Source organism: Herbidospora sakaeratensis, assembly GCF_001570525.1.
Classification (GTDB): Bacteria; Actinomycetota; Actinomycetes; order Streptosporangiales; family Streptosporangiaceae; genus Herbidospora; species Herbidospora sakaeratensis.
In genome coordinates, this window is record NZ_BBXC01000014.1 from 124,075 (window position 1) to 145,952 (window position 21,878).

At 69.4% G+C, this 21,878-nt stretch carries 19 protein-coding genes; 15 read left to right on the top strand and 4 right to left on the bottom strand.

What is annotated here, in order from left to right:
- Nucleotides 1–35 precede the first annotated feature (35 nt).
- From AW271_RS23260 to AW271_RS40075, 4 genes are read left to right on the top strand one after another with little or no spacing between them, the layout of a single operon-like run.
- Nucleotides 36–977 carry a LysR family transcriptional regulator gene (locus AW271_RS23260; RefSeq protein WP_062339633.1) on the top strand — a complete coding sequence of 314 codons (942 nt, stop codon included), beginning with the start codon at nt 36–38 and terminating at the stop codon, nt 975–977.
- The gene (locus AW271_RS23265; RefSeq protein ID WP_062339635.1) at nt 929–1,927 is read left to right on the top strand and encodes a chorismate-binding protein; all 999 of its coding nucleotides are present in this window, start codon (nt 929–931) and stop codon (nt 1,925–1,927) included. Before AW271_RS23260 ends, AW271_RS23265 begins: the two co-directional genes overlap by 49 nt.
- Nucleotides 1,928–1,936: 9 nt before the next feature.
- Entirely contained in the window at nt 1,937–2,770 is an 834-nt protein-coding gene (locus AW271_RS40070; RefSeq protein ID WP_062339637.1) for an aminotransferase class IV, read from the top strand.
- Complete coding sequence (locus tag AW271_RS40075; protein WP_245653164.1) at nt 2,767–3,393, top strand: DUF305 domain-containing protein; 627 nt, start codon at nt 2,767–2,769, stop codon at nt 3,391–3,393. The genes AW271_RS40070 and AW271_RS40075 overlap by 4 nt, the downstream gene beginning before the upstream one ends.
- Nucleotides 3,394–3,397: 4 nt before the next feature.
- On the opposite strand, the gene AW271_RS23280 is transcribed toward AW271_RS40075, so the two are convergent.
- Nucleotides 3,398–4,087 (bottom strand): sulfotransferase family protein, encoded by a 690-nt coding sequence (locus tag AW271_RS23280; protein WP_062339640.1) that lies wholly within the window; start codon nt 4,085–4,087, stop codon nt 3,398–3,400.
- 98 nt (nt 4,088–4,185) lie between these two features.
- Here AW271_RS23280 and AW271_RS23285 point away from each other — a divergent pair, with 98 nt between their 5' ends.
- The 7 genes from AW271_RS23285 to AW271_RS23315 all read left to right on the top strand — a co-directional run bounded on the left by AW271_RS23285 (nt 4,186) and on the right by AW271_RS23315 (nt 12,524).
- Nucleotides 4,186–5,535 carry a class I adenylate-forming enzyme family protein gene (locus AW271_RS23285; protein ID WP_062339642.1) on the top strand — a complete coding sequence of 450 codons (1,350 nt, stop codon included), beginning with the start codon at nt 4,186–4,188 and terminating at the stop codon, nt 5,533–5,535.
- A 24-nt stretch (nt 5,536–5,559) separates the two neighbouring features.
- Nucleotides 5,560–7,065 carry an NAD(P)-binding domain-containing protein gene (locus AW271_RS23290; RefSeq protein ID WP_062339644.1) on the top strand — a complete coding sequence of 502 codons (1,506 nt, stop codon included), beginning with the start codon at nt 5,560–5,562 and terminating at the stop codon, nt 7,063–7,065.
- Nucleotides 7,065–8,069, top strand: coding sequence for an alpha-hydroxy acid oxidase (locus tag AW271_RS23295; protein ID WP_062339646.1), 1,005 nt, complete (start codon nt 7,065–7,067; stop codon nt 8,067–8,069). Before AW271_RS23290 ends, AW271_RS23295 begins: the two co-directional genes overlap by 1 nt.
- Complete coding sequence (locus AW271_RS23300; RefSeq protein ID WP_062339648.1) at nt 8,063–9,316, top strand: cytochrome P450; 1,254 nt, start codon at nt 8,063–8,065, stop codon at nt 9,314–9,316. Before AW271_RS23295 ends, AW271_RS23300 begins: the two co-directional genes overlap by 7 nt.
- A 4-nt stretch (nt 9,317–9,320) precedes the next feature.
- On the top strand, nt 9,321–10,592 hold the full coding sequence (locus AW271_RS23305; RefSeq protein WP_062339650.1) for a cation:proton antiporter: 1,272 nt from the start codon (nt 9,321–9,323) through the stop codon (nt 10,590–10,592).
- 82 nt (nt 10,593–10,674) lie between these two features.
- A complete protein-coding gene (locus AW271_RS23310; protein ID WP_218008153.1) occupies nt 10,675–11,334 on the top strand; it encodes a response regulator transcription factor in 660 nt (219 codons plus the stop codon).
- A complete protein-coding gene (locus AW271_RS23315) occupies nt 11,331–12,524 on the top strand; it encodes a sensor histidine kinase (protein ID WP_062339652.1) in 1,194 nt (397 codons plus the stop codon). The genes AW271_RS23310 and AW271_RS23315 overlap by 4 nt, the downstream gene beginning before the upstream one ends.
- Here AW271_RS23315 and AW271_RS23320 read toward each other — a convergent pair.
- Nucleotides 12,460–13,161 carry a sulfotransferase family protein gene (locus AW271_RS23320; protein WP_062339654.1) on the bottom strand — a complete coding sequence of 234 codons (702 nt, stop codon included), beginning with the start codon at nt 13,159–13,161 and terminating at the stop codon, nt 12,460–12,462. The genes AW271_RS23315 and AW271_RS23320 overlap by 65 nt on opposite strands.
- A gap of 52 nt (nt 13,162–13,213) precedes the next feature.
- Nucleotides 13,214–13,687 (bottom strand): hypothetical protein, encoded by a 474-nt coding sequence (locus AW271_RS23325; protein ID WP_062339656.1) that lies wholly within the window; start codon nt 13,685–13,687, stop codon nt 13,214–13,216.
- A 251-nt stretch (nt 13,688–13,938) separates the two neighbouring features.
- On the opposite strand from AW271_RS23325, the gene AW271_RS23330 reads away from it, so the two are divergent.
- The 3 genes from AW271_RS23330 to AW271_RS23340 all read left to right on the top strand — a co-directional run bounded on the left by AW271_RS23330 (nt 13,939) and on the right by AW271_RS23340 (nt 18,647).
- Nucleotides 13,939–15,606 carry a purple acid phosphatase family protein gene (locus AW271_RS23330; RefSeq protein ID WP_083977143.1) on the top strand — a complete coding sequence of 556 codons (1,668 nt, stop codon included), beginning with the start codon at nt 13,939–13,941 and terminating at the stop codon, nt 15,604–15,606.
- Nucleotides 15,607–15,665: 59 nt separating this feature from the next.
- Nucleotides 15,666–16,313, top strand: coding sequence for a hypothetical protein (locus AW271_RS23335; RefSeq protein ID WP_062339658.1), 648 nt, complete (start codon nt 15,666–15,668; stop codon nt 16,311–16,313).
- A 423-nt stretch (nt 16,314–16,736) separates the two neighbouring features.
- Nucleotides 16,737–18,647, top strand: coding sequence for a serine hydrolase (locus AW271_RS23340; RefSeq protein WP_157554540.1), 1,911 nt, complete (start codon nt 16,737–16,739; stop codon nt 18,645–18,647).
- Nucleotides 18,648–19,128: 481 nt separating this feature from the next.
- Here AW271_RS23340 and AW271_RS40080 read toward each other — a convergent pair whose 3' ends face one another.
- Entirely contained in the window at nt 19,129–19,305 is a 177-nt protein-coding gene (locus AW271_RS40080; protein WP_218008154.1) for a hypothetical protein, read from the bottom strand.
- A gap of 134 nt (nt 19,306–19,439) precedes the next feature.
- On the opposite strand from AW271_RS40080, the gene AW271_RS40085 reads away from it, so the two are divergent.
- On the top strand, nt 19,440–20,798 hold the full coding sequence (locus AW271_RS40085; protein WP_157554544.1) for a TIR-like protein FxsC: 1,359 nt from the start codon (nt 19,440–19,442) through the stop codon (nt 20,796–20,798).
- The last annotated feature ends 1,080 nt before the right edge of the window (nt 20,799–21,878 follow it).

Genomic DNA, 21,878 nt, shown 5'->3' on the forward strand with positions numbered 1-21,878 from the left:
AAGGCATGCGGTCATGGAATGTCAAAGGGGGCGCCGTGTTCGACACCGACGCGCTGCGCCTGATCGACGCGGTGGCCCGGCTGGGCTCCTTCACGGCGGCGGCCGTGGAGCTCCAGTACACGCAGTCGGCCGTCTCGCGGCGCGTGGCCGCGCTGGAGTCGCGCGCGGGCGGGCCGCTGTTCGAGCGGCTGCCCCGGGGGGTGCGCCTCACCCCCGCCGGGGCCACCCTCCACCGGCACACCCGTGAGGTGCTCGAACGCCTCCAGCGGGCCGAGGAGGAACTGGCCGCCGTCCACCGGGGGACCGGCGGGCGGCTCCGCGTGGGCGCCTTCGCGACGGCCAACGCCGCGCTGGTCCCGGCCGCGCTGAAGGACTACCGGGCCGCCTTCCCCGCCGTCGACACCACCCTCATCGAGGGCATGACCGGCCATCTCGTCGAGCGGCTCGACCAGGGCGCCATCGACGTCGCCGTGGTCAGCGACTACCCGGCCGGGCTCGACGCGCCGCCCTCGATCGCCCTCGAACCGCTGCTGGAGGAGGAGTTCCTCGTCGGCCTGCCCGCCGGGCACCGGCTGGCCGACCGGGCCGAGATCGACCTGCGCGACCTGCGCGACGACAACTGGATCGAGGGCGCCCGCCCCGGCCAGGGCCTCATGCTGGCCGCCGCGTGCGCCGCCGCCGGGTTCACCCCGAGGGTCGGCATGCGGGTGGGGGAGTGGACGGCCAAGCTCGGCTTCGTCGCCGCCGGGCTGGGCGTCACCCTCGTCCCGGCGCTGGCGACCCAGGGCATGCGGCCCGACCTGGTGCTGCGCCCGATCGCCGCGAACGCCCCGCGCCGGACCGTGTTCGCGGCGCTGCCGCGCGTGGCGCTGCCCGCCGCCCGGGAGCTGACGCGAGTGCTCCGGGAGGCCGCTGGGAGAATGGCCGGATGCACGACGCCTTCGCCCACGTCGCGGGCCGTCTGGCCACCGGCCTGAGCGACGTCGCCACCGATCTGGCCGCCCTCGACGAGGGCGGCTGGTGGGCGGTCGTGGTGGAGTTCGAGGGCAAGGTCACCCTGGCCCGCTTCGACCACGTCCGCGAGGCCCCGCTGCCCGCCCCCACCGGCCCCTGGATCGGGCCGCGCCGCTCCGAGTGGCGCTCGTCCCTCGACCGGGCCGGTTACGAGGCCGGGGTGCGGGCCATCCGCGCCCACATCGAGCGCGGCGAGGTCTACCAGGCCAACCTGTGCCGGGTGTTGTCGGCGCCGCTCACCCACCGCAGCGACCCGCTGGCGCTGGCCGGGCTGCTGGCCGAGGGCAACCCGGCGCCCCACTCGGCGGTGATCCACGTGCCGGGGCTGACCGTGGTGTCGGCCTCGCCGGAGCTCTACCTGGGGCGCAGCGGCCCGGTGATCACCTCCCGGCCGATCAAGGGGACCGGGGAGACGTACGCCGACCTGCTGGAGAAGGACTACGCCGAGAACGTGATGATCGTCGACCTGGTCCGCAACGACCTGGGGATCGTCGCCGACGTCGGCTCGGTGACGGTGCCCGAGCTGCTGGCCGTGGAGGAGCATCCCGGGCTGGTGCACCTCGTGTCGACCGTCCAGGCGACCACCCGGAGGTCGTGGCCGGAGATCTTCGCCGCGACGTTCCCGCCCGGTTCCGTCACGGGTGCGCCGAAATCGTCCGCGCTGAGCATCATCAATGCGCTCGAACCAGCGCCCCGGGGGCCATACTGTGGGGCGGTGGGCTGGGTCGACGCCGATCGGCGCGAGGCCGCCCTGGCGGTGGGCATCCGCACCTTCTGGATCACGGGTGAGGAGATCCGCTTCGGCACCGGTGCCGGCATCACATGGGGCTCCGACCCCGGGCACGAATGGCGCGAGACGGAGCTGAAGGCGTCCCGGCTCATCGCGCTCGCATCCCGCTCAGACGAAGGGTAGAAGGCTCACATGGCGGTTCCCATCTGGGTCAACGGCGATCTGATCGCTCCGGAGAAGGCGGTCGTGTCCGTCTTCGACCACGGGCTCATGGTCGGCGACGGCGTCTTCGAGACGATCAAGGTGACCGACGGCGAGGTCTTCGCCCTCACCCGCCACCTCGACCGCCTGGCGCTGTCGGCCAAGCGCATGGACCTCCCCGAACCCGACACGAAGGCCATCGCCGACGGCGTGCGCGAGACCGTCGCGGCGGCTCCGGCGTGGCCGCTGGGCCGCATCCGCATCACCTACACCAGCGGCCCGGGCCCCCTGGGCAGCGACCGAGGCTCCGAGGGCGCCAACACGATCATCATCGTCGGCGAGCAGAAGCCGTTCCCGGTCACCGCCGACGTGGTCGTCGTGCCGTGGCCCCGCAACGAGCGCGGCGCGCTGACCGGCGTGAAGTCGACCTCCTACGGCGACAACGCCAAGGCCCTGGCGTATGCCAAGGAGCGCGGCGGCGGCGAGGCCATCTTCGAGAACCTGGCCGGCAACCTCTGCGAGGGCACCGGCAGCAACATCTTCATCGTCAGCGGCGGCCGCCTGATCACCCCGACCCTGTCGTCGGGCTGCCTGGCCGGCGTCACCCGCGCCCTGGCCCTGGAGTGGTACCCCGACGCCGTCGAGGAGGACGTCCCGCTCGCGGCGCTCTACGACGCCGAAGAGGCCTTCCTGACCTCCACGACCCGCGACATCCAGCCGATCGGCCTGGTCGACGGCAAGGCCCTGCCGGTCGGTCCCGGCCCGGTCACCCGCGCGGCGATGGAGGCCTTCGCGGCCCGCGCGGCCGACGACCTCGACCCGTGAGACGTGCCGTCTTAGCGGCCATCGCCCTGGTGACGATGGCCGCCTGCACCCCCGGCGCGGACGCCCCGCGCCCGGTGGTGGCGGGCTCGGGCCCCCCGGTCGTGCTGCCCGGCGCCCCCGGCGAGAGCGGCACAGTGGCCACCCCCGGCCAGACCCTGGGCACCGACGCCGCCGAGGTGGCCGCCGCCGACGTGCGCTTCGCCGAGGGCATGATCGGCCACCACCGGCAGGCCTTGGAGATGACCGGCCTGGCCCTCGCCCGCGCCGCCGACGAGCAGGTCAAGGCCCTGGCCGCGCGCATCACGACCGCCCAGCAGCCGGAGATCGGCGTCCTGGGCGGCTGGCTGACCCGGCTCGGCCGCGAGATCCCGGCGGGCCACGCCCACACGACGGGTTACGGCATGGCCTCGCTGGCGGAGATGAACGACCTGCGCACCGCGCGCGGGGCGGCGTTCGACCGGCTGTTCCTGACCCTGATGATCCGCCACCACGAGGGCGCGGTGACGATGGCGGGCGAGCAGCTGAAGTCGGGCCGCGACCAGCTGATACGCACGCTGGCGCTCGACATCGTGACGGGCCAGCAGATCGAGATCGGCCGCATGCGCGCCATGCTCGCGGGCTGAGCCCTCAGCGGCCCCGTACGATCAGCCGCAGCGCCCGCCCCGGCCGCTTCGCGTGGAACGCCGCCCGCTCGTTCGCCTGCGGAAACGGCACGTCCGGCACCGGCACCCCCAGGAACCGGCAGAGCGGCTCCCACCCCTCCTCGCACTCGAACACCAGCAGCCGGTCGGCCGGGATCGTCGTGCGGACCTCCTCGACGTGCCGGCGGAAGACCTCCAGGCAGTGGTCGCGGTCGGCGACGCGGCCGTCGAACAGGCGGTCGTAGACGGTCGCGTGCAGCATCCTGGGCAGGAGCGCGAAGTCGGGCACCCGCCAGGCGATCAGGCGGGTCACCAGGCGGCGCCACCACGGTTTCGGCGTGCCCTCCTCGATCGGGCGGCGGAAGATGGTCTCGCGGGCGCTGGCGTACCAGCGGCCGGGGTCGCGGACGGTCAGGACGATCTTCGCCTGCGGATAGCAGGCGGCGAGTTCGCGCCAGTACGCCGACGCCGGGAAGTCGGCCGCCGAGCGGTGGCCCGCGAAGATCGTGTCCCAGTCGGCCGGCCGGCCCTCGCCGACCTCCAGCCACTGGCCGACCCTGTGGGGTTCGGCGATCACGGTGGCCATGTGGTAGCAGGGGCCGAAGCCCAGCAGTTCGAGGGCCGCCTTCAGCGACCTGGTGCCGGTCCGGCCGAATCCCGCGCCGATGACGTCCACGAGCGGCCTCCCGGGTCTGATCGGGTCTGATCGGGCTCTGATCTCACGGTGGTTGTATCGCGTCCGTGGCCGCTTTCCCAGACCCGAAGGAGACGCGCATGGTCTTCCCCGCACCGCTGCTGGACCTCCTGCGAGAGGAACCGGGCCGGCCCGTGTTCGAGCACGGCTCCCGCGTCGTCACCCGCGCGGAGCTGCTCGCCATGATCGGCGCGATGGCGGGCGTGCTGGACGCCAAGGGCCTGCGCGGCAGGGCGATCGCGTTCCGGACGTCGGTCACGCCGGAGGCGTTCGCCGCCCAGATGGCCGCGCACGTGCTGGGCTGCCGGGTGGTCGGCGTGCGGCCGGGCTACTCGAAGGCGCAGCTGGCGCACGTCCTGGCCATGGACGTCGACCACGTCGTCGACGACGCGAACCTGCCCGAGGCCGGGGCCGATCCCCTCCTGACCCCGCTGGGCCAACCAGAAGACGTCGCCCTGCTGGCCTTCACCAGCGGCAGCACCGGCCGGCCGAAGGGCTGCGCCGTCACCTACGGCGCCCTCGACCGCCACTGGGCCTGGCAACCCGAGGAGTGGTCGCCGGTGGCCCGGGAGATGGCCGCCGGGTTCGAGCGGTACCTGCTGTTCGGCACGCTGGCGAGCATGGTCGTCTTCGAGCACCTCGCGCTGGCGCTGCTCGGCGGCGGCACCGTCGTGATCCCGGTCGACCCGGAGTTTCCCCGCGTCTACCGCGACCTGCGCATCACCGGCTCGATCTTCACCGTGCCGCGGCTGACCCAGATCATCGACACCGGCACCGAACTGCCCGACATGCGCACCATGATGGTCGGCGGTTCGCCCATCTCCGCGTCCCGGCTGGAGCGGGCGGTGAAGCTGCTCGGGCCGGTCGTCTACCAGGGCTACGGCGCGACGGAGGCCGGGTCGATCTCCATGCTCACGCCCGGCGAGATGCCCGCCAAGGCCGACACCGTCGGCCGTCCCCATCCGATGGTCCGGGTCCGGGTCGAGGAGGGCGAGCTGCTGGTCAGCAGCCCCTACCTGATGAGCGGCTACTGGAACGGGGAGGAGAACCCGATCAGCGACGGCTGGTTGCGCACCGGCGACCTGGGCCACGTCGACGACGAGGGGTACCTCCACATCGTCGGGCGGGCCCGCGAGGCCGTCATGGTCAACGCGATGGTCGTCTACCTCGGGCCGATCGAGCGCGCCCTGGAGAGTCATCCCGGTGTCGAGGCGGCCTACGTCGTCGGCGCCCCCGACCGGGCCACCGGCGAGGCGGCCCACGCCTTCGTCGTCGCGAAGGACCCCGACCTGGGGGAGCTGAAAGCGGTCGTCCAGGAGGAACTGGGCGCCGACCACGTGCCCGCCACGATCACGGTCATCGACGAGGTGCCCCTGGCGGCGTCGGGCAAGCCTGACAAGAAAGCCTTACTGGCTCTGATCGTTCTCTGAGAATCGCCCGCCAACACTGGGGGCATGCTGGATTACCTGGTGATCGGCGCGGGACCGGCCGGTCTGCAGATGGGATGGTTCCTGCGGGCGGCCGGGAGGTCGTACACGATCATGGAGGCGGGCCCGGCGCCGGGCACGTTCTTCGCGACCTTCCCCCGCCATCGCACCCTCATCTCCATCAACAAGAAGTACAACGGCACCGACGACCCCGAACTGAACCTCCGGATGGACTGGAACAGCCTCCTGTCCGACGACCCGGAGCTGCTGTTCACCCGTTTCAGCGACCGCTACTTCCCGCACGCCGACGACATGGTGCGCTACCTGGCCCGATTCGCCGAGGGCCTCGATGTCGTGTACGGCTCCCGCGCCCGCCACGTCACCAGGAACGACGACGGGTTCGCCGTCACCGACGACCACGGCACCGTGCGCACCGCCCGGCGGCTGATCATCGCGACCGGCGTGAGCAGGGAGAACGTCCCGGCCATCCCCGGCGTCGAGCAGGCCGAGCAGTACGGCGTCGTCTCGGTCGACCCGAAGGAGTTCGTCGACAAGCGGGTGCTCATCATCGGCAAGGGCAACTCGGCCTTCGAGACCGCCGACAACCTGGTCGAGACCGCCGCGGTCGTCCACGTGGCCGGGCCGCGCTCGGTCAAGATGGCCTGGCGCACCCACTACGTCGGCCACCTGCGCGCGGTCAACAACAACTTCCTGGACACCTACCAGCTCAAGTCCCAGAACGCCGTCCTGGACGGCGAGGTGCGGCACATCGAGCGCCTCGACGACGGGACCTACCGCGTGACGGTCGCGTTCGTGCGGGCCGACGAGGTCACCAAGGACATCCCCTACGACCGTGTCATCGTCTGCGCCGGGTTCGCGTTCGACCGGTCGATCTTCGACGACACCTGCCGCCCCGCGCTGCACGCCAGCGGCCGTTTCCCGGCCCTCACCCCGGCCTACGAGTCGGTCGACGTGCCGGGCCTGCACTTCGCCGGCACCATCACCCAGTCGCGCGACTTCAAGCGTGGCACCAGCGGCTTCATCCACGGCTTCCGCTACGGCGTCCGCGCCCTCCACCGCATCCTGGAGGAACGGCACCACGACGTCCGGTGGCCCGGGGAGGACGTCGGCGCCGACCCGAAGGCGATGGCGCAGGCGGTGCTCGACCGGGTCAACCGCAGCTCGGCCCTGTGGCAGCAGTTCGGCGTGATCGCCGACGTCATCACGCACGACGGCCGCTACCTGGAGGAACGCCCGGTCGACCTGCCGATCGACGGCCCCCACTACACGATCACCCTGGAGTACGGCCCCGGCCACGACCAGGTCGACCCCTTCGACGTGACCGTGGGCCGCATCACCCAGAGCGACGCCGCCCGCGCCGACGAGGGCCACTATCTCCACCCGGTCGTCCGCCACCACCGCCCCGGCGAGGAGCCGGCCGTCCACCACGTCACCGAGAACCTGGAGAACGACTGGACGTCCCCGGACGTGCATCTGGAGCCGCTGCGGGCCTTCTTCGCCCGGACGGTCTGATGCCCTCGTACGAGGCCGTCGCGAGGGAACGCCTCCCGAAGGCCCACTACGACTACTTCGCCGGCGGGGCCGGCGACGAGAGCGCCGTCCACGAGAACGAGGCGGCGTTCGCCCGGTTGCGGCTGGTGCCCCGCGTGCTCGGCGGGACGCGGCCCGACCTGGCGGTGACCCTGCCCGGTGGCCGTGCCTCCCTGCCGGTGCTGGTCGCCCCGACCGCCTTCCACCGGCTCGCCCACCCCGACGGCGAACTCGCGACCGCGCGGGCCGCCGCCGCCGAGGACACGATCATGATCGTCAGCATGGCCTCGACCACCCCGGTCGAGGCCGTCGCCGAGACGGGCGCGACCCTGTGGTTCCAGCTGTACGTCCAGCCCGACATGGCCTTCACCGAGCGTGTCGTCGGCCGGGCGGAGAAGGCGGGCTGCCGGGCCCTCGTCGTCACCGCCGACTCGCCCGTGTTCGGCATCCGGCCGCGCGACCTGCACAACGGCTTCCACGACCTGCCCGAAGGGCTGGTCTGCGAGAACCTCCGCGAGGGCGACGTCGTGCGGCCGATCGAGTTCTCCCCGGAGATCTCGTGGGCCCATCTCGACCGGCTGCGCGAGGTCACCGACATGCCGCTGATCGTGAAGGGCGTCACCCACCCCGACGACGCCCGGACCGCCGTGGCCCACGGGGCCGCCATGGTCATGGTCTCCAACCACGGCGGCCGCCAGCTCGACCGGGTGGCCGCCGCGCTCGACCTGCTGCCCGACGTCGTCGACGCGGTCGGCGGGGCCGTGCCGGTGACGGTCGACGGCGGGGTGCGGCGCGGCACCGACGTCGTGATCGCGCTCGCCCTGGGCGCCCGCGCGGTGCTGGTCGGGCGGCCGATCCTGTGGGCGCTGGCGGCCGAGGGGGAGCGGGGCGTGCGCGAGGTGCTGCGCCGGTTCCGTACCGAGACCGAGGTCGCCATGGCGCTGACCGGCGCCCCGCTCGACCCGGGCGTGGTGCGCCGATGCTGATCCTCCTCGCCCTCTTCGTGCTGAGCCTGCCCTGGTGGTTGCCCGGCCGGGTGGTCGCCCTGCGGCTGCTGGTGTTCGAGCGGGTCAACGGCGAGGAGACGGTCGCGGTGCCGGTCGACCGGTTCCGCGAGGTCTACTCCCACCCGGCCGCCTCGGGCCGCAGCCGGGGCGCGGCCCTCTCGGACCTGTTCTGGTACTGGCTCTCCCCGGGCGCCGACCTGCACCAGGAGCATCTGGAACCGGGGGAGCGCTACGACGCCGTCGCCGCCGCGACACGGGGCTTCCTGACGGTCTCCAAGACCGAGATCGAGGCCCTGGCCGTGCGCTGCGCCCGCCGCGCGACCCCCGCCTACCGGCTGCGCGACCTGGCCATGCCGGTCTGGGCCGAGTTCTCCTACGAGCTCGTCTTCGGCGAGCGGTGCCCGGCCGAGGCCCGCGCCCTCATCACCGCCAACGCCGACGACGTCGTGACCGCGCTGAAGTGCACCGGCCTGCGGCACATGGACCGCCGCGACCGGCTCACCGCCTACCTGGAGACCCGGCTCGACGACGTCCGGCACCCCCTGCCCGAGGGGCTGACCCGGCACGAGCAGGCCCTCTACCTACAGGGCGTCTTCTTCAACACGGCCGTGGTCCAGATGGCCGAGGCGACCGCGCACCTCGGCATGGTCCTGGCCCAGCACAAGGAGACGCAGGCGCGGGCCCGCACCGGGGACGACCGGTTCCTCGACCAGGTCATCAACGAGACCTTCCGGCTCTATCCGCTGTTCGGCGTCGCGCACCGCATCACCCGGGGCGACATGCCGGACATCCCGGAAGGGTCGGTGCTCTGCTTCAACTACCCCGACTTCCACCGCGCCGGCTTCCCCGACCCCGACCGCTTCGACCCGGCCCGGTTCGAACACGGCGTCCGCGACCTCAACCACATCCCGTTCGGCGTCGCCGCCAACCGGCCCTGCCCGGCCTGGCGGGTGGCGCCGATCGCGCTGCGCGCGGCGTGCCGGGAGCTCCTCGGCCGGTGGGAGTTCTCGTCGTCGGCCCGGCACACCCGTTCGCTGCCCAACCGGGGCCCCTGCCTGCTCACCCCCGCCGGTTCGCCGCCGCCCGCCTGGAGACTCCGGGTCATGGCGGTGCGGGACCGGTGGGAGGACGTCTGGCGCAGCCTCGTCCAACTCGTGCTCGGCGCGTACATGGTCTGGGACGCCCGCCGCCAGGCCCTCTGCGCCCGCCACTTCGGAGACAGGTGATCACATGGACGCCAATCTCGAACTCGTGCTGAAGGTGCTGCCCGCGCTGGTCGTCATCCTCGTCGCCGCCGCGATCTGCGGGCGGCTCGCGCTGATGGTGCGCCAGCCCCGTGTGCTGGGGGAGATGGTCGCGGGCGTGCTGCTCGGGCCGACCCTGTTCGGCTGGGTGTTCCCGGGCGCGCAGCAGGCGCTGTTCCCGTCGGAGATCAAACCGATCCTGTACGTCCTGAGCACCATCGGCCTGACCCTCTACATGTTCCTCGTCGGGGCCGGCCTCGACCACAGCGCGAGCAGCCCCGCCCAGGTCAGACGGGCCGGGGTGCTGGCCGTGTCGGGCTTCCTGCCGTCGCTGGCCCTCGGCTTCGGCGCGGGCCTGATCCTGTACGGGACCCTGTCGGCCGGGCAGACCAGCAGGTGGGAGTTCGCCCTCTTCGTCGGCGGCGCGTTGTCGCTGACCGCGTTCCCGATGCTCGCCCGCATCCTCTACGAACGCGGCCTGCAGAACTCCCCGATCGGCCGGCTCACCCTGCTCGCCGCCTCGGTCGACGACGCGGTGGCGTGGTGCCTGCTGGCCGTGCTGACCGCCCTCCACCTCGACACCGGCGGCGGCGGCGCGCTGCGCACGATCGCGCTGACCGCGCTGTTCGCCGTCGTCATGCTGAAACTGGTGGCCCCGCTCCTGCGCCCGCTCGGCGCCCGCTTCGCCGCCACGGGCACCCTGAGCCCCACCATGATGTACGTCGTCGTGCTCGTCCCGCTGACCGCCGGCTGGCTGACCGACTGGATCGGCGTCTACGCCGTGTTCGGCGGCTTCATCGCGGGCCTGGCCATGCCCCGCGACCCGAAGTTCCGCGAGGCCCTGCACGGCCGCATGATGGAGGTCGTCTCCACCCTGCTGCTGCCGGTGTTCTTCACCTTCTCCGGCCTCAACACCCACCTCGACGGCATCGCGGGCGGCGCGATGCTGCTGGCCTTCCTGCTGATCCTGCTGGCCGGCTTCGTCGGCAAGTACTTCGGCTGCGCCGTCTCGATGAAGGCGATGGGCTTCTCGTGGCGCGAGTCGTACGCCGTCGGCGCCCTGATGAACGCCCGGGGCCTGATGATCCTGATCTTCATCAACATCGGCCTGGCCCACGGGATGATCGGCCAGGAGGTCTTCGCGATGCTCGTCCTGGTCGCCGTCATCACCACGGCCGGGGCGCTGCCCCTCTACCAGCTCGCCCTGCCGGCCCGCCTGGAGGAGAAGGACCCGGAACGGGAGGACCAGTTGGTGTAACTTTCACCTATTTTCCGGCAGAACCGCAGGTGGTGTTTTTCGGGCTCTGGCGCTTCGGTGACAGGAGTGACACTTTGGTTCCGTGGCACGTCGGCTGCTGCTCATCGAAGACGACCGAGAACTCGGCGCGCTCCTCGTCGAGATCCTCACCGACCACGGCTACGAGGTCGATCACGCCGCGGAGGGCCAGCGCGGCCTCCACCTGGCGCTCAGCCGGGCCTACGACGTCCTGGTCGTCGACCGGGGGCTGCCCGCCCTCGACGGCCTCGACCTGATCCGCCGCCTGCGGCGCCGGGCCGTCACCGTCCCGGCGCTGTTCCTCACCGCCTTCGGCAGCGTGCACGACCGCGTCACGGGCCTCGACGCCGGCGCCGAGGACTACCTGGTCAAACCCTTCGAGATCGACGAACTCCTGGCCCGCGTGCGGGCGCTCACCCGCCGCCACACCGACCACGCCGAACTGCTCCCGCTCGGCCGCGCCTGGCTCGACCTGGGCGCGCAGGCGGTGTGGTTGCCCGACGGCGCGCAGGTGCCGCTGTCGGGCCAGGAGTGCCGCCTGCTCCGCGCGCTGGCGGTGCGTCCCCGGCACGTCCACACGAGGGCGTCGTTGCGCCGGGGCGTCTTCGACGGCGCGACGACGGAGTCGATCGTCGACACATACGTCTACTACCTGCGCGGCAAACTCGGCTCGGGCGTGGTCCGCACGGTCCGGGGCGTCGGCTACCGGCTGGGCAGCCTGTGAACGCGCTGCTGAGCCGCGCCCGCCGCCGGGTGACCCTGCGCACCGCCGGCACGATCTCCGTCCTGCTGCTCATCATGGGCGGCCTGGTCTACGGCGTGATGGCCGGCCAGCAGGACGCCGCCGCCCGCCGCGAGGTCAGGGTGGCCGTCGAACGCGCCCTGATCACCAGCCCGCCGCCCTGCCTGTGGCTGGTGGAGGTCGAGGGCGGCACGCTGCGCCGCTCGCCGGGAGCGCCCGACACGCTCCCGTGGCTGGCCGGGATCAGAGGCGTCGAGCGCGACGGGGGCGTCCGCGTCGAGCGCGCCGAACTCGGCGGCCTGGAGTACCTGATCCACACCGAACGCCGGGGCGAGGTCATCCGCCAGGCCGCGCTCGACCTGCGCTACCAGATCTCCGAACGCGACCGCCTGCTGCACACCCTGGTCGTCGCCGAGATCGTATCGCTGCTGGCCGCCGTGCTGATCGGGTACGTGATCGCCCGCCGCGCCATCGCCCCGCTCGGCGAGGCGCTGGCCCGCCAGCGCCGCTTCACCGAGGACGTCAGCCACGAACTGCGCACCCCGCTCGCCCGCCTGCACACCCGGGCCCAACTGGTCTCGGTCCGCATGCGGCGCGGCGAACTGCCCGTCGAGGACGTCGACCGGCTCGTCACCGGCACCCGCGAACTCGGCGAGGTCGTCGACGACCTGCTGCTCAGCGACCGCCTGCGCCGCCCCGTCGACCTGGCCCTGCTGGCCCAGGACCTCGCCGAGGCCGAGTCGGCCCGCGCCGAGTCGCGCGGCGTCGCCATCGAGGTCCACCGCGCGAACGGCCCGACGGTCGTCAGCGGCGCGGCCCCCGCCCTGCGCCGGGTCCTGTCGGCCCTGGTCGACAACGCCCTCACCCACACCGCCCCCGGCGGCCGCATCACCATCACCGTGGCCGCCTCCGCCGACCGCGTCAGCCTGACGGTCGCCGACGACGGCGCCGGCCTGGCCCCCGGAGACCCGGCCCGCCTCTTCCTGCGCCACGTGACCGAGAGCCAGGGCTACGGTCTGGGCCTGGCCCTGGTGAAGGAGGTCGTCGACGGCCACGACGGCGTCCTGACCGTGGCCGGCGCCCCCGGCGAGGGCGCGACGTTCACCGTCAGCCTCCCGGCCGACGCCCTCGGAGCACCATCCGCAGATCCCGCCAGGGCTGTCCTCGGTTGAAGTGCGTGCGATCGTTGACGTGCGGAAACGGCACGCCGGGAACCGGCACGCCGAGGAACCGGCACAACGGCTCCCACCCCTCCTCGCACTCGAACACGAGCAGCCGGTCGGCCGGGATCGCAGCCCTGACCTCCTCGATGTGCCGCCGGAACACCTCGACGCAGTGGTCCCGGTCGTCGATCCGCCCGCCGAAGACCTGGTCGGCCACCGTGGCCTTGGCCATCTTCGGGAACAGCGCCATCTCGGGCACCCGCCGCAGCGCCAGCCGGTGCAGCGCCCGCCGCCACCACGACTCGGGCTCGTCGACGTCGACCGTGTGCTGGAAGATCGTCGCCCGCGCGCTCTCGTACCACCGCTCGGGATCCCGGACGGTCAGCACGAGCTTGGCCCCGGGATAGTGGTCGGCCAGCTCACGCCAGTAGGAGACGGCCGGGAAGTCGACCGCCGACCGGAACCCGCGGAAGATCCGGTCCCAATCGGCGCTCTCGCCGTCGCCCACGTCGAGCCAGTCGCGGACCCGGCGGGGCTCCTCGACGACCGTGAGCATGTGATAGCAGGGACCGAAACCCACGATTTCGAGTGCCTCTTTCAGAGACAGGGTGCAGGTCCGCCCGAAACCGGCGCCGATGACGTCCACAAGCAAGATCGTCGCCGACGGGGAGGAGGCCGAGGGGGTGCCACGCCGGGGGTCAGGCCCGGGGCAGCAGGGAACCGGTCAGTTCGCCACGGGGGTCGTACACCACGCACATGACGTCGCGGTCGCCGTCGGCCCAGGTCTCGGCGGTCGGCAGGATCGGGTAGAAGTCCAGCTCGGCGCCCGCCTCGCCGGGCCAGTAGTGCGTGAACCCCCGCTTACAGCTGCTCCAGCCGAACGCGGCCAGCGCGGCGCGGTCGTAGGGCCCGTCGTCGGCGTGCACGAAACCGTAGGACTGGTTGTCGGCGTGCTGGTCGCAGGGTGTGTAGAGGACGACCTCCTCGCCCGCCGCGGGGGAGTACTCCGGGTCGGTGAAGCACTCGCCCGGCTCCAGGCTGAGCACCCCGGTCGTCTCCGGGGTCATGAAGTCGTCCCCCTTGTGCACCGCCGAGGGGGCCGGGACGACGAAGAGCGCGCCGAGCGCCAGGACGGCCGGCGCCATCGTCAGAAGGCGGAACGGAACGGTCATCGGCACCTGTCCTGACGGCTGATCATGCTGGCCCCTCAGGCTGGTGGCCCAAGTGAAATATCACCTCAACGGCGGGTGTCGGCCGCGCGGAGCAGGGATGACGGTTCCTCGCAACGGTGCGGTGGAGATCGTCAGTTCATTTGGCGGCAAGCTTCTGGCCGATCTTCGGTCAACCGGCTCTGCGTGGATTTCGGACATCCCACCGTGCCCCTCGGTGGGGGGAAGTCCCTTCCTCAGGAGTGAAGCTCGACGTGAGTGACGCCACCCGACCCTGGTCCCTGCGGACCCGGCAGGCCAAAATCGTGATCGGCGCCAGCGCGCTGCTCGTGGGCGGTCTGTCCTTCAGCCCGATGGCGTTCGGCGCCGCGGCCCCGCCGAAGTTCCCCGCCGCCGAGATCCACAAGCCCACCCCCGTGCCCGACCGGGTCATCCTGACCCCGACCGCCACGCCTTCGTCGTCCCAGAAGGTCACCTGGCGCGCCGAGACCACCGCCGAGTTCGCCCAGGCCGAGATCCTGGAGTCGCCTCGCGCGCTGGGCGAGGTCGCCCCCGCCGCCGGCGCCGTCAGCAATGTGAAGGCGCAGTCGAGCACCCCGGTCAACACCACCCTCGGCTACGCCTCGACCTACCACACGGTCGAGTTCACCGGCCTCAAGCCCGCCACCCGGTACACCTACCGCGTCGGCGACGGCGCCAACTGGAGCGAGTGGAACGACTTCACCACCGCCGCGGCCGGTTTCCAGCCGTTCTCCTTCATCTACTACGGCGACGCGCAGAACTACATCGACTCGGCCGTCCCGCGGGTGTTCCGCCAGGCGTTCGCCGACCGGCCCCAGGCCAAGATGATCGTGAACGCCGGCGACCTCATCGACTCCGCCAACAGCGAGGAGCAGTGGGGCCAGTGGTTCAAGGCCGGCGGCTTCATCGACAGCCAGGTCAACAACCTGTCGATCACCGGTAACCACGAGTACAGCGGCGCCTCGTTGTCGTCGTTCTGGGTCCCGCAGTTCCCCTACCCGGACAACGGCCCCGCCTGGTCCGACTACCCGAGCGCGCAGAACATCGCCAAGACCGCCTACTGGGTGGACTACCAGGGCGTGCGCTTCATCGGCCTGAACACCAACGTCCAGTCCATCCCCGAGCTGATGGCCAAGCAGACCGCCTGGCTGGAGGGCCTGCTCAAGGACAACCCCAACAAGTGGACCGTGGTGACCTTCCACCACCCCGTCTACTCCAACACCGGCACCCGTAACAACCCGGTCGTCCGCGCCCAGTGGGCCCCGCTGTTCGAGAAGTACGGCGTCGACCTGGTCCTCCAGGGCCACGACCACTCGTACGGCCGGGGCAACCTGAAGTCCGCCCGCCAGTCCGCGACCACCCACAACGGCGTCTCGTACGTCGTGTCGGTCTCCGGCGGCAAGATGTACGAGCTCAACGGCGGCGTGAACTGGACCGGCAACGGCGCCGAGGTCATCAGCACCAGCGAGAACACGCAGCTGTACCAGATGATCGACGTCGACAAGGACCAGATCCGCTTCGAGGCCCGCTACGCCAACGGCGAGCACCACGACGGCTTCGTCATCCGCAAGAACGACGCGGGCGAGCGCACCGTCACCGAGCTCGGCACCGGCAACACCGGCGAGCAGGTCGTCGTCGACAAGACCAGCGTCACCCCGGGCGAGCAGCTCACCGCCACCGCCTTCGGCTTCAACCCCGCCGAGAAGGTCAAGGTCTACCTGGTCCGCACCAAGGGCACGGTCGACAACCGGATCTACGTCGGCACCCAGACCGCCGACGCCCTCGGCAAGCTGGTGTACGGCTTCAAGCTCCCGGCCGACCTCGACAAGGACAGCACCTACCGGGTGTACCTGGAGAGCGCCACCCAGCAGATCACCAGCCCGGTGATCACCGTCAAGTAGCAGTGTCACGGGCGGGCCGGCGCACCACGCCGGCCCGCCCGTCCCAACAGGAGCCCCCAGTGACCTTCCGAACCGCCCTGACCGCCGCCCTGCTGGCCGTCACGACGCTGACCGCGACCCCTGCGGCAGCGCACCCCTTCGGCCCGCCGTCGACGGCCCGGATCAGCGTCGACGGCTCCCAGGTGGCCATCTCGTGGCTGGCCGCCGAGGACGACTGGGTGGCCCTGGGCCAGTCACTGGGCGCGTTCGAGAACCCGGCCACCGGACCGGTGTCCACCGCCCTCACCGGAGAGCAGAAACTGCAACGGTCGGCGGCGGTCCACGACTACCTGCTCGGCCGCATCACGGTGGCCCAGAGCGGGAAACGCTGCCCCGGCAAACTGGAGTCACTGGAGCAACTGGTCGCCCAGGGCGCCCGCCTGACCTTCGACTGCCCCGCCCCCGCGGTCGACCTAGACGTGACGGTGAGCGCCCTCACCGACCTGGACGAGAACTACCGCACCATGCTCACCGCGGAGACCCCCGCCACCCCGACCCAGACGCTCTACACCGCGAGACAGCAGACCACGCGACTGCGTTTCACCGCCTCGGGCGGCGGCGTGACCACAGCCGTGGTCACGGTCGCGACGGGCACGGCGGCAGCGGCCGCGCTCCTCGGGCTGTTCGTGCTGCTGAGATCCCGACGCCGCAAGAGCAGCCAAGCCTGAACGGCGACGGACGGTCGACGGTCCCCAGCATGCGACGAAGGTCGGCCCGTTCCCCGTTCGCCCTCGACTTCGGTGCCCGCGTCATGCCACCGGCCTCACCTAACGCAGCCACGGTGGAACAACGGCCTTGCGGGAGCCGGACTCGTGGAAATCGGAGCGAGATTGGCTCCCGATTGGCTCCCCGAGATTGAAGCCTTGACCTTCTACGGCTCATTCCCGCCGGGTCCGTCTTGCAGCAGCGGAGCCCTTCGCCGGAAGAGAGCGACCCGGAGCGACAGCGACGCGGGGCACTGACGCGGGGCAGCGAGGCGGATCGTCGCGTGCGGAGAGCAGGCTGCGGCACCGGGCGTTGCGGCTCATTCAAACACGCGGAAAATAACCCAATTGATTGCGTTTTGCGCTCACAGACGCAGGGATAGGAACGTGCCCACCTCGGGTATAAGGCGCATAATAGCGCGACGGGGGTGCTCGGTGAGTAACGTCACTCGGTGGGATCTCAATTACGATCAGTTCCGTGATGCCTACAAGCATTACGTCGAAACCCTGGGCCTGCGAATCGTGGACGTCTGCGGCTACGAGATCGCCGGAAAGGCGTATTACGCGGGTATCTGGGAAAGCGGATCAGGCCCCGAGCGGTGGACGGACCATTCGATTCCCTTCGCGAACTATCTGACCGTCTACAATCAGCGCAAAGCCGCTGGATACCGGCCTGTCATCGTCAACGGCTACAACGTCGGCACGAACGCCTACTTCGCCACCGTCTGGGAGAAGGAGAGGCGAGCGGGGCACCCGATGTGGACGTCGTTCCACGTCATCGGGCTCGCCGATCTCTACACACTCGTCTCGGACCACAGAAGAAACGGCTTCGTTCCCGTCGACATCAGCGGATACCGCCTGGAGAACAAACCTTTCTGCTCCGTCGTCTTCGAGGGGTGGCCCGGATACGACACCCGCTGGGACTGGATCAAGCCACAGGTGTCCGCCCTCAACTACCAGAACATCTTCGACGGAATGGACCACGACCACTACCGTCCGGTGCGCGTCATCGGGTTCAGCGTGCCGAATTCCGCCGGCGCCCATCACGACTATTTCACCTCGATCTGGCGACGCAGCATCGGACGGCCGTTCGCCACCCGGCACGGCATCGACGTCGCGACGTTCAAAGCCGAGGCCCAGCACTACGGTCGGGAGAAGTACCGGCTGGTGTCGGTCGGAGGATTCTCCGCCGGTCTCGGATCGGCCGCGGTCCAGCGGTTCTGCCCCGTCTGGGAGAAGCGTGAGGCCGCCCCGGTCATCGACGCCCTGGTCGAGAAGTTCATGAAGTTCCACGACGTGCCGGGGCTCTCGCTGGCGATCAGCATGAACGGGCGTCTGGTGCACGCTCAGGGGTACGGCGCGGCAGACCGGGTGACCGGCGAGAGGGTGACGACCGCGAGCCGGTTCCGGATCGCCAGCGTGGCCAAGCCGATCACCTCCGCCGCCGTCATGAAACTCGTGGCGGAGAACCGTCTCACCACGATCGACCTGGTCTTCGGGGAAGACGGCCATCTGCGCGACTACGGCACGCCGGTCGACCCCCGGGCCAAGGACATCGTCGTCCAGCACCTGCTCCAGCACTCCTCCGGCGGCTGGCCCTACCTCCCCGACGATCCGATGTTCGCCAACACCTCCATGAACCACCGGCAGCTCATCTCCTGGGTGCTGGCCAACCGGTCGCTGAACCACGCTCCGGGCACGAACTACGCCTATTCCAACTTCGGCTACTGCGTGCTCGGCCGGGTCATCGAGGAGGTGACCGGTGAGTCGTACGAGTCCTACGTCCAGCGGGAGATCCTGGCTCCGTGCGGCATCCACGACATGGAACTGGCCGGCGACACCCTGGCCGACCGGCGTCCCGGCGAGGTCGTCTACTACGACCAGAACGGCCGGAACCCCTACGGCATCCCGGTGACCCGCATGGACGCGCACGGCGGCTGGCTGGCCACGGCAACCGATCTGCTGCGTTTCCTGGCAAGGGTCGACGGTTCCGCCACCCCACCCGACATCCTCGACCCCGCCCGGATCACGCACATGACCACGCCTTCAGGCCTGCCGAACTCGAACGGCTACGCCTGCGGCTGGGTGGTCAACGGCTCCAACTGGAGCCACACCGGAAACCTGTGGGGCAGCAGCTCCCTTCTGCAGCGAATCGGCGGATTCGGCGTGGCGATCCTGACCAACACGCTGTACCGAACGAACGACTCAGATCCGCTGGACACCAACAAGGGCATCGCCGAACTGGTGGAAGCCATCCAAGACCACGTGGACCACTGGCCAGCAGGCACCCCTCTCTGACAGCCGATTCAGCTCCAGGCCACCCCGCCGTCGACGGGACACCTGTCCAGCGAGCGCGAGGGGGCGACAGCCCCTTCGCATCGGAGGGCTCGGGGGGTCGTCCCCCCGTGTAAACGACGAAGGAGACCCGGGGAAAGCGGCGAAGCCGCTGACCACAGGTCTCCCTCTCCAGAGTGGGCGATACTGGGATCGAACCAGTGACCTCTTCGGTGTGAAGGAAGACCAGCCCGTCTGAGGACGTCGATGGGAGTCGATCGGGTGGCCTCTCACCTGGGAGAAGACTCCGGTGGGGTCATCGAGAGTTTGATGGAGTCTTAAGAGAGTGGCTCCCGAGGATGGCTCTGGGGTTCTTCCTCTGACCTACTCACCAACGCTGATGCGGGTCATCGATTCCGACTGTCCCAGCGGGGCGAGACCTAGAATTTCGAGTAAGACGGCCAGCGAGACTGGCGTCGCAGGTCGTGAAGGAGAAGCGCCCAATTCACGATCGATGACGGCTGAGCAGGTTCCAAAGGTAGGCGAACGTGACGCCACCGGAGGTCAGACCGGCCACCAGAGCCAGCGGCCAGGCGACCCCACCGGCGGCGGTGAGACCACCTATCACCGCAATTGCGATCACTGTGCCGACCAGCACGAGCAGAGCATCCCGTTCTTGCATTTCGGTCTCCCTTATGTGTCGATGCTCCATGAAGACACGAACGGGAACCGTTGCACTATCGGGAAACAGCCTGTTGCGATGATTGACAACACTTCTTTCAGGTATCCGGGCTCCGTATGCCCCACACTGAGACCGTGACATCCGCAGATCCGCCGGGGCCACGTGAGCCCGGCCAGTTACAGCCGCTCTCTCCGCAACTGGACCATCGGGTCCACGCATTCGCCGATGCGCTGCGGCGGATCTTCCTCTCTCTCGACATGACTCTCGGCCAGTACGCGATTCGACACCGGCGCAACAAGGCCGACGTGTCCCGATGGCTTTCCGGGAACAGAGTTCCCGAGCGGGCGATGGTGGACGAGATGCTGGCAGAGGCGACGCGGCGTTTGCATCATCCTGTGACGGATGAGGTCCGTTACCACATCCACAAACTACATGCGGCCGCGATCCTGGCCCAGGGGCCGTTGACCCAGAGGATCCAATTACTCAGCGACGAGATGGATGGCGCGCTGACGGAACTCCAACAGGTCAAGGCCGAACGGAAGGACCTTCAGGACGCGCTCGGACATCGCAACCAACAGGTCCACGACCTCACAATACGTTCACGACAGCTGGAACAGGCATGGGCTTCCGAACGGGTCCGAACCCAAGGCGAGATGGACGATGCGGACGCGGAGATCAGGGAGTTGCACGCCCAGCGCAATCGTCTGGAGTCGGAGATCAAGACCCTCAAATCGCGACTCCGCCGCGCTCACGAGAACGAGGCGATACTAACCGAAAGGTGCCGCCAACTCGAACGAGAGCTCGAGGAACATGACAATCAGTCCGCTCCATCGACTCCGGCGAGCCCACTCACCCAGCCGGACGTCTCCCACCCACGAAGGGCACCTGGCCCCTATTTCTTCCTGAGCCACGCGGGAACACAAGCCGCCGACCCAGCCGAAGCCAAAAAAGCGAATCGATGGGTCATGAAATTATTCAAAGACATCTGCGACAACGTCCTCGAATACACCAACATCACCGACTTTTCGAAGGTCGGATATCTCAGTTTTTCCGATTGGACCGAAAGCACTTCGCATGCATTGGAAACATGCCGGATCTTCGTCCCCCTCTATTCGCCACGACTTTTCGACAGCGAACGGTGCGGCAAAGAGTGGGCAGCGTTCGAAGCGCGTCTGCATGCGATATCCGATGCCGAGAACCGTCCACCAGCCCTACTCCCGGCACTGTGGACACCAGCACCGCATGCGGATAGTCTGCCGAAGGTTGCGAGAGCCATTCAATTCTCCCATTCCCGCCTGGGCGTCATCTACCACGACCAGGGCTTCTACGGGTTGACCAAAACCCCGTCAAGGCGCGCACAGTACCAGCGAGCATCATTGGAGTTCGCGAAACGGATCGTGGAAATAGCTGAAAACGAGCCGAGCGTTCCGATCGGCGTACCGCTCGACTATGAGGCGCTCCCTAACGCTTTCCGTCGCGAACTCTCCGGCTAGTTTAGTCAGACATAAGATATTTACACTCCTGGCCTACAGTCCAGGATCATGCACATCTTTCTCGCAGGCGCATACGGGGCAGTGTGCGGCTCCAGTATGCCGACAAGTTAATTTCCGATCGCGCCAAACAGCAATCATGGAACTCCACAACGTCGAGTCAGTAGTTAAATCCACTAGTGGCATACTCGTTCACGGACTGCTCGACGATAGCACCCCCTGTCGAGCCGAATTCCGATTCTTTTCGTAAACACTCAAGCGACTGACTCCCTCCGCAAGAATCATCCTGAGTCGTCGATATGGGACGATTCTTTGAATTAATAGAATGGACATCAGAACTAGTAGCCAAAATACAACTAGAATATAGACCCCTAAGCCACCGCCTCCATGTATCGACTCGTAACAAGTGCTCCCACCACGAAAGGAAGGCCGACGCCCGCCCTGAACTCCGATTTCCCCGGGCCATGACAGTGTCGTCGCCACGTACGCGTCGCTCTTCGCCGGGTCATAGCGGTAGTGATGCTCAGGGTTGTCGGGCGTCGACAGCGATGAAACCAGCCGCAACCCGCCGCGCAAGAGGAATGCGCTGCGCAGGCCGGAGAGCAGTTCGAAGCCATTTCCTTGCCTCCGAACCTGTGACCGCGCGGACCAACGCCTTTGAGAGCACTTGCCATGAGCACTTCACGACCTCGTTCGAGCTGTGCCGGGCAGGGGGGATCTACGTGATTCGGCGAACGGTTCTCAGCAAGCAGGGACGCCTCGCTGAGTGCTACAGCGACGCGTGGACGGCAGGGCAGGCATTCCAGGTCTGGAGGGGCACTACTCGATGGTTCAGCTCACTGAAGGGCCGTCCGCGGAGGCGGTGCGGGCCGGGATCGGCCGAAGAGCCGCACACCTGGCGCGTGGCCGCCGGGTGAGAGTCGTTGGACCCGTGAAGAAGAGCTGAACCATCAGATCTGCAAAGCGATCTGTTCACCTGCAGCCTTGTCGTTGGCCCCGACCTTGAACCGGTCGCCTGGAGCCTAGATCTCAGCGGGCCCCAGGGGATGTCCGTCGTGAGAGGGCATGAGGCGCCTCCTCGAG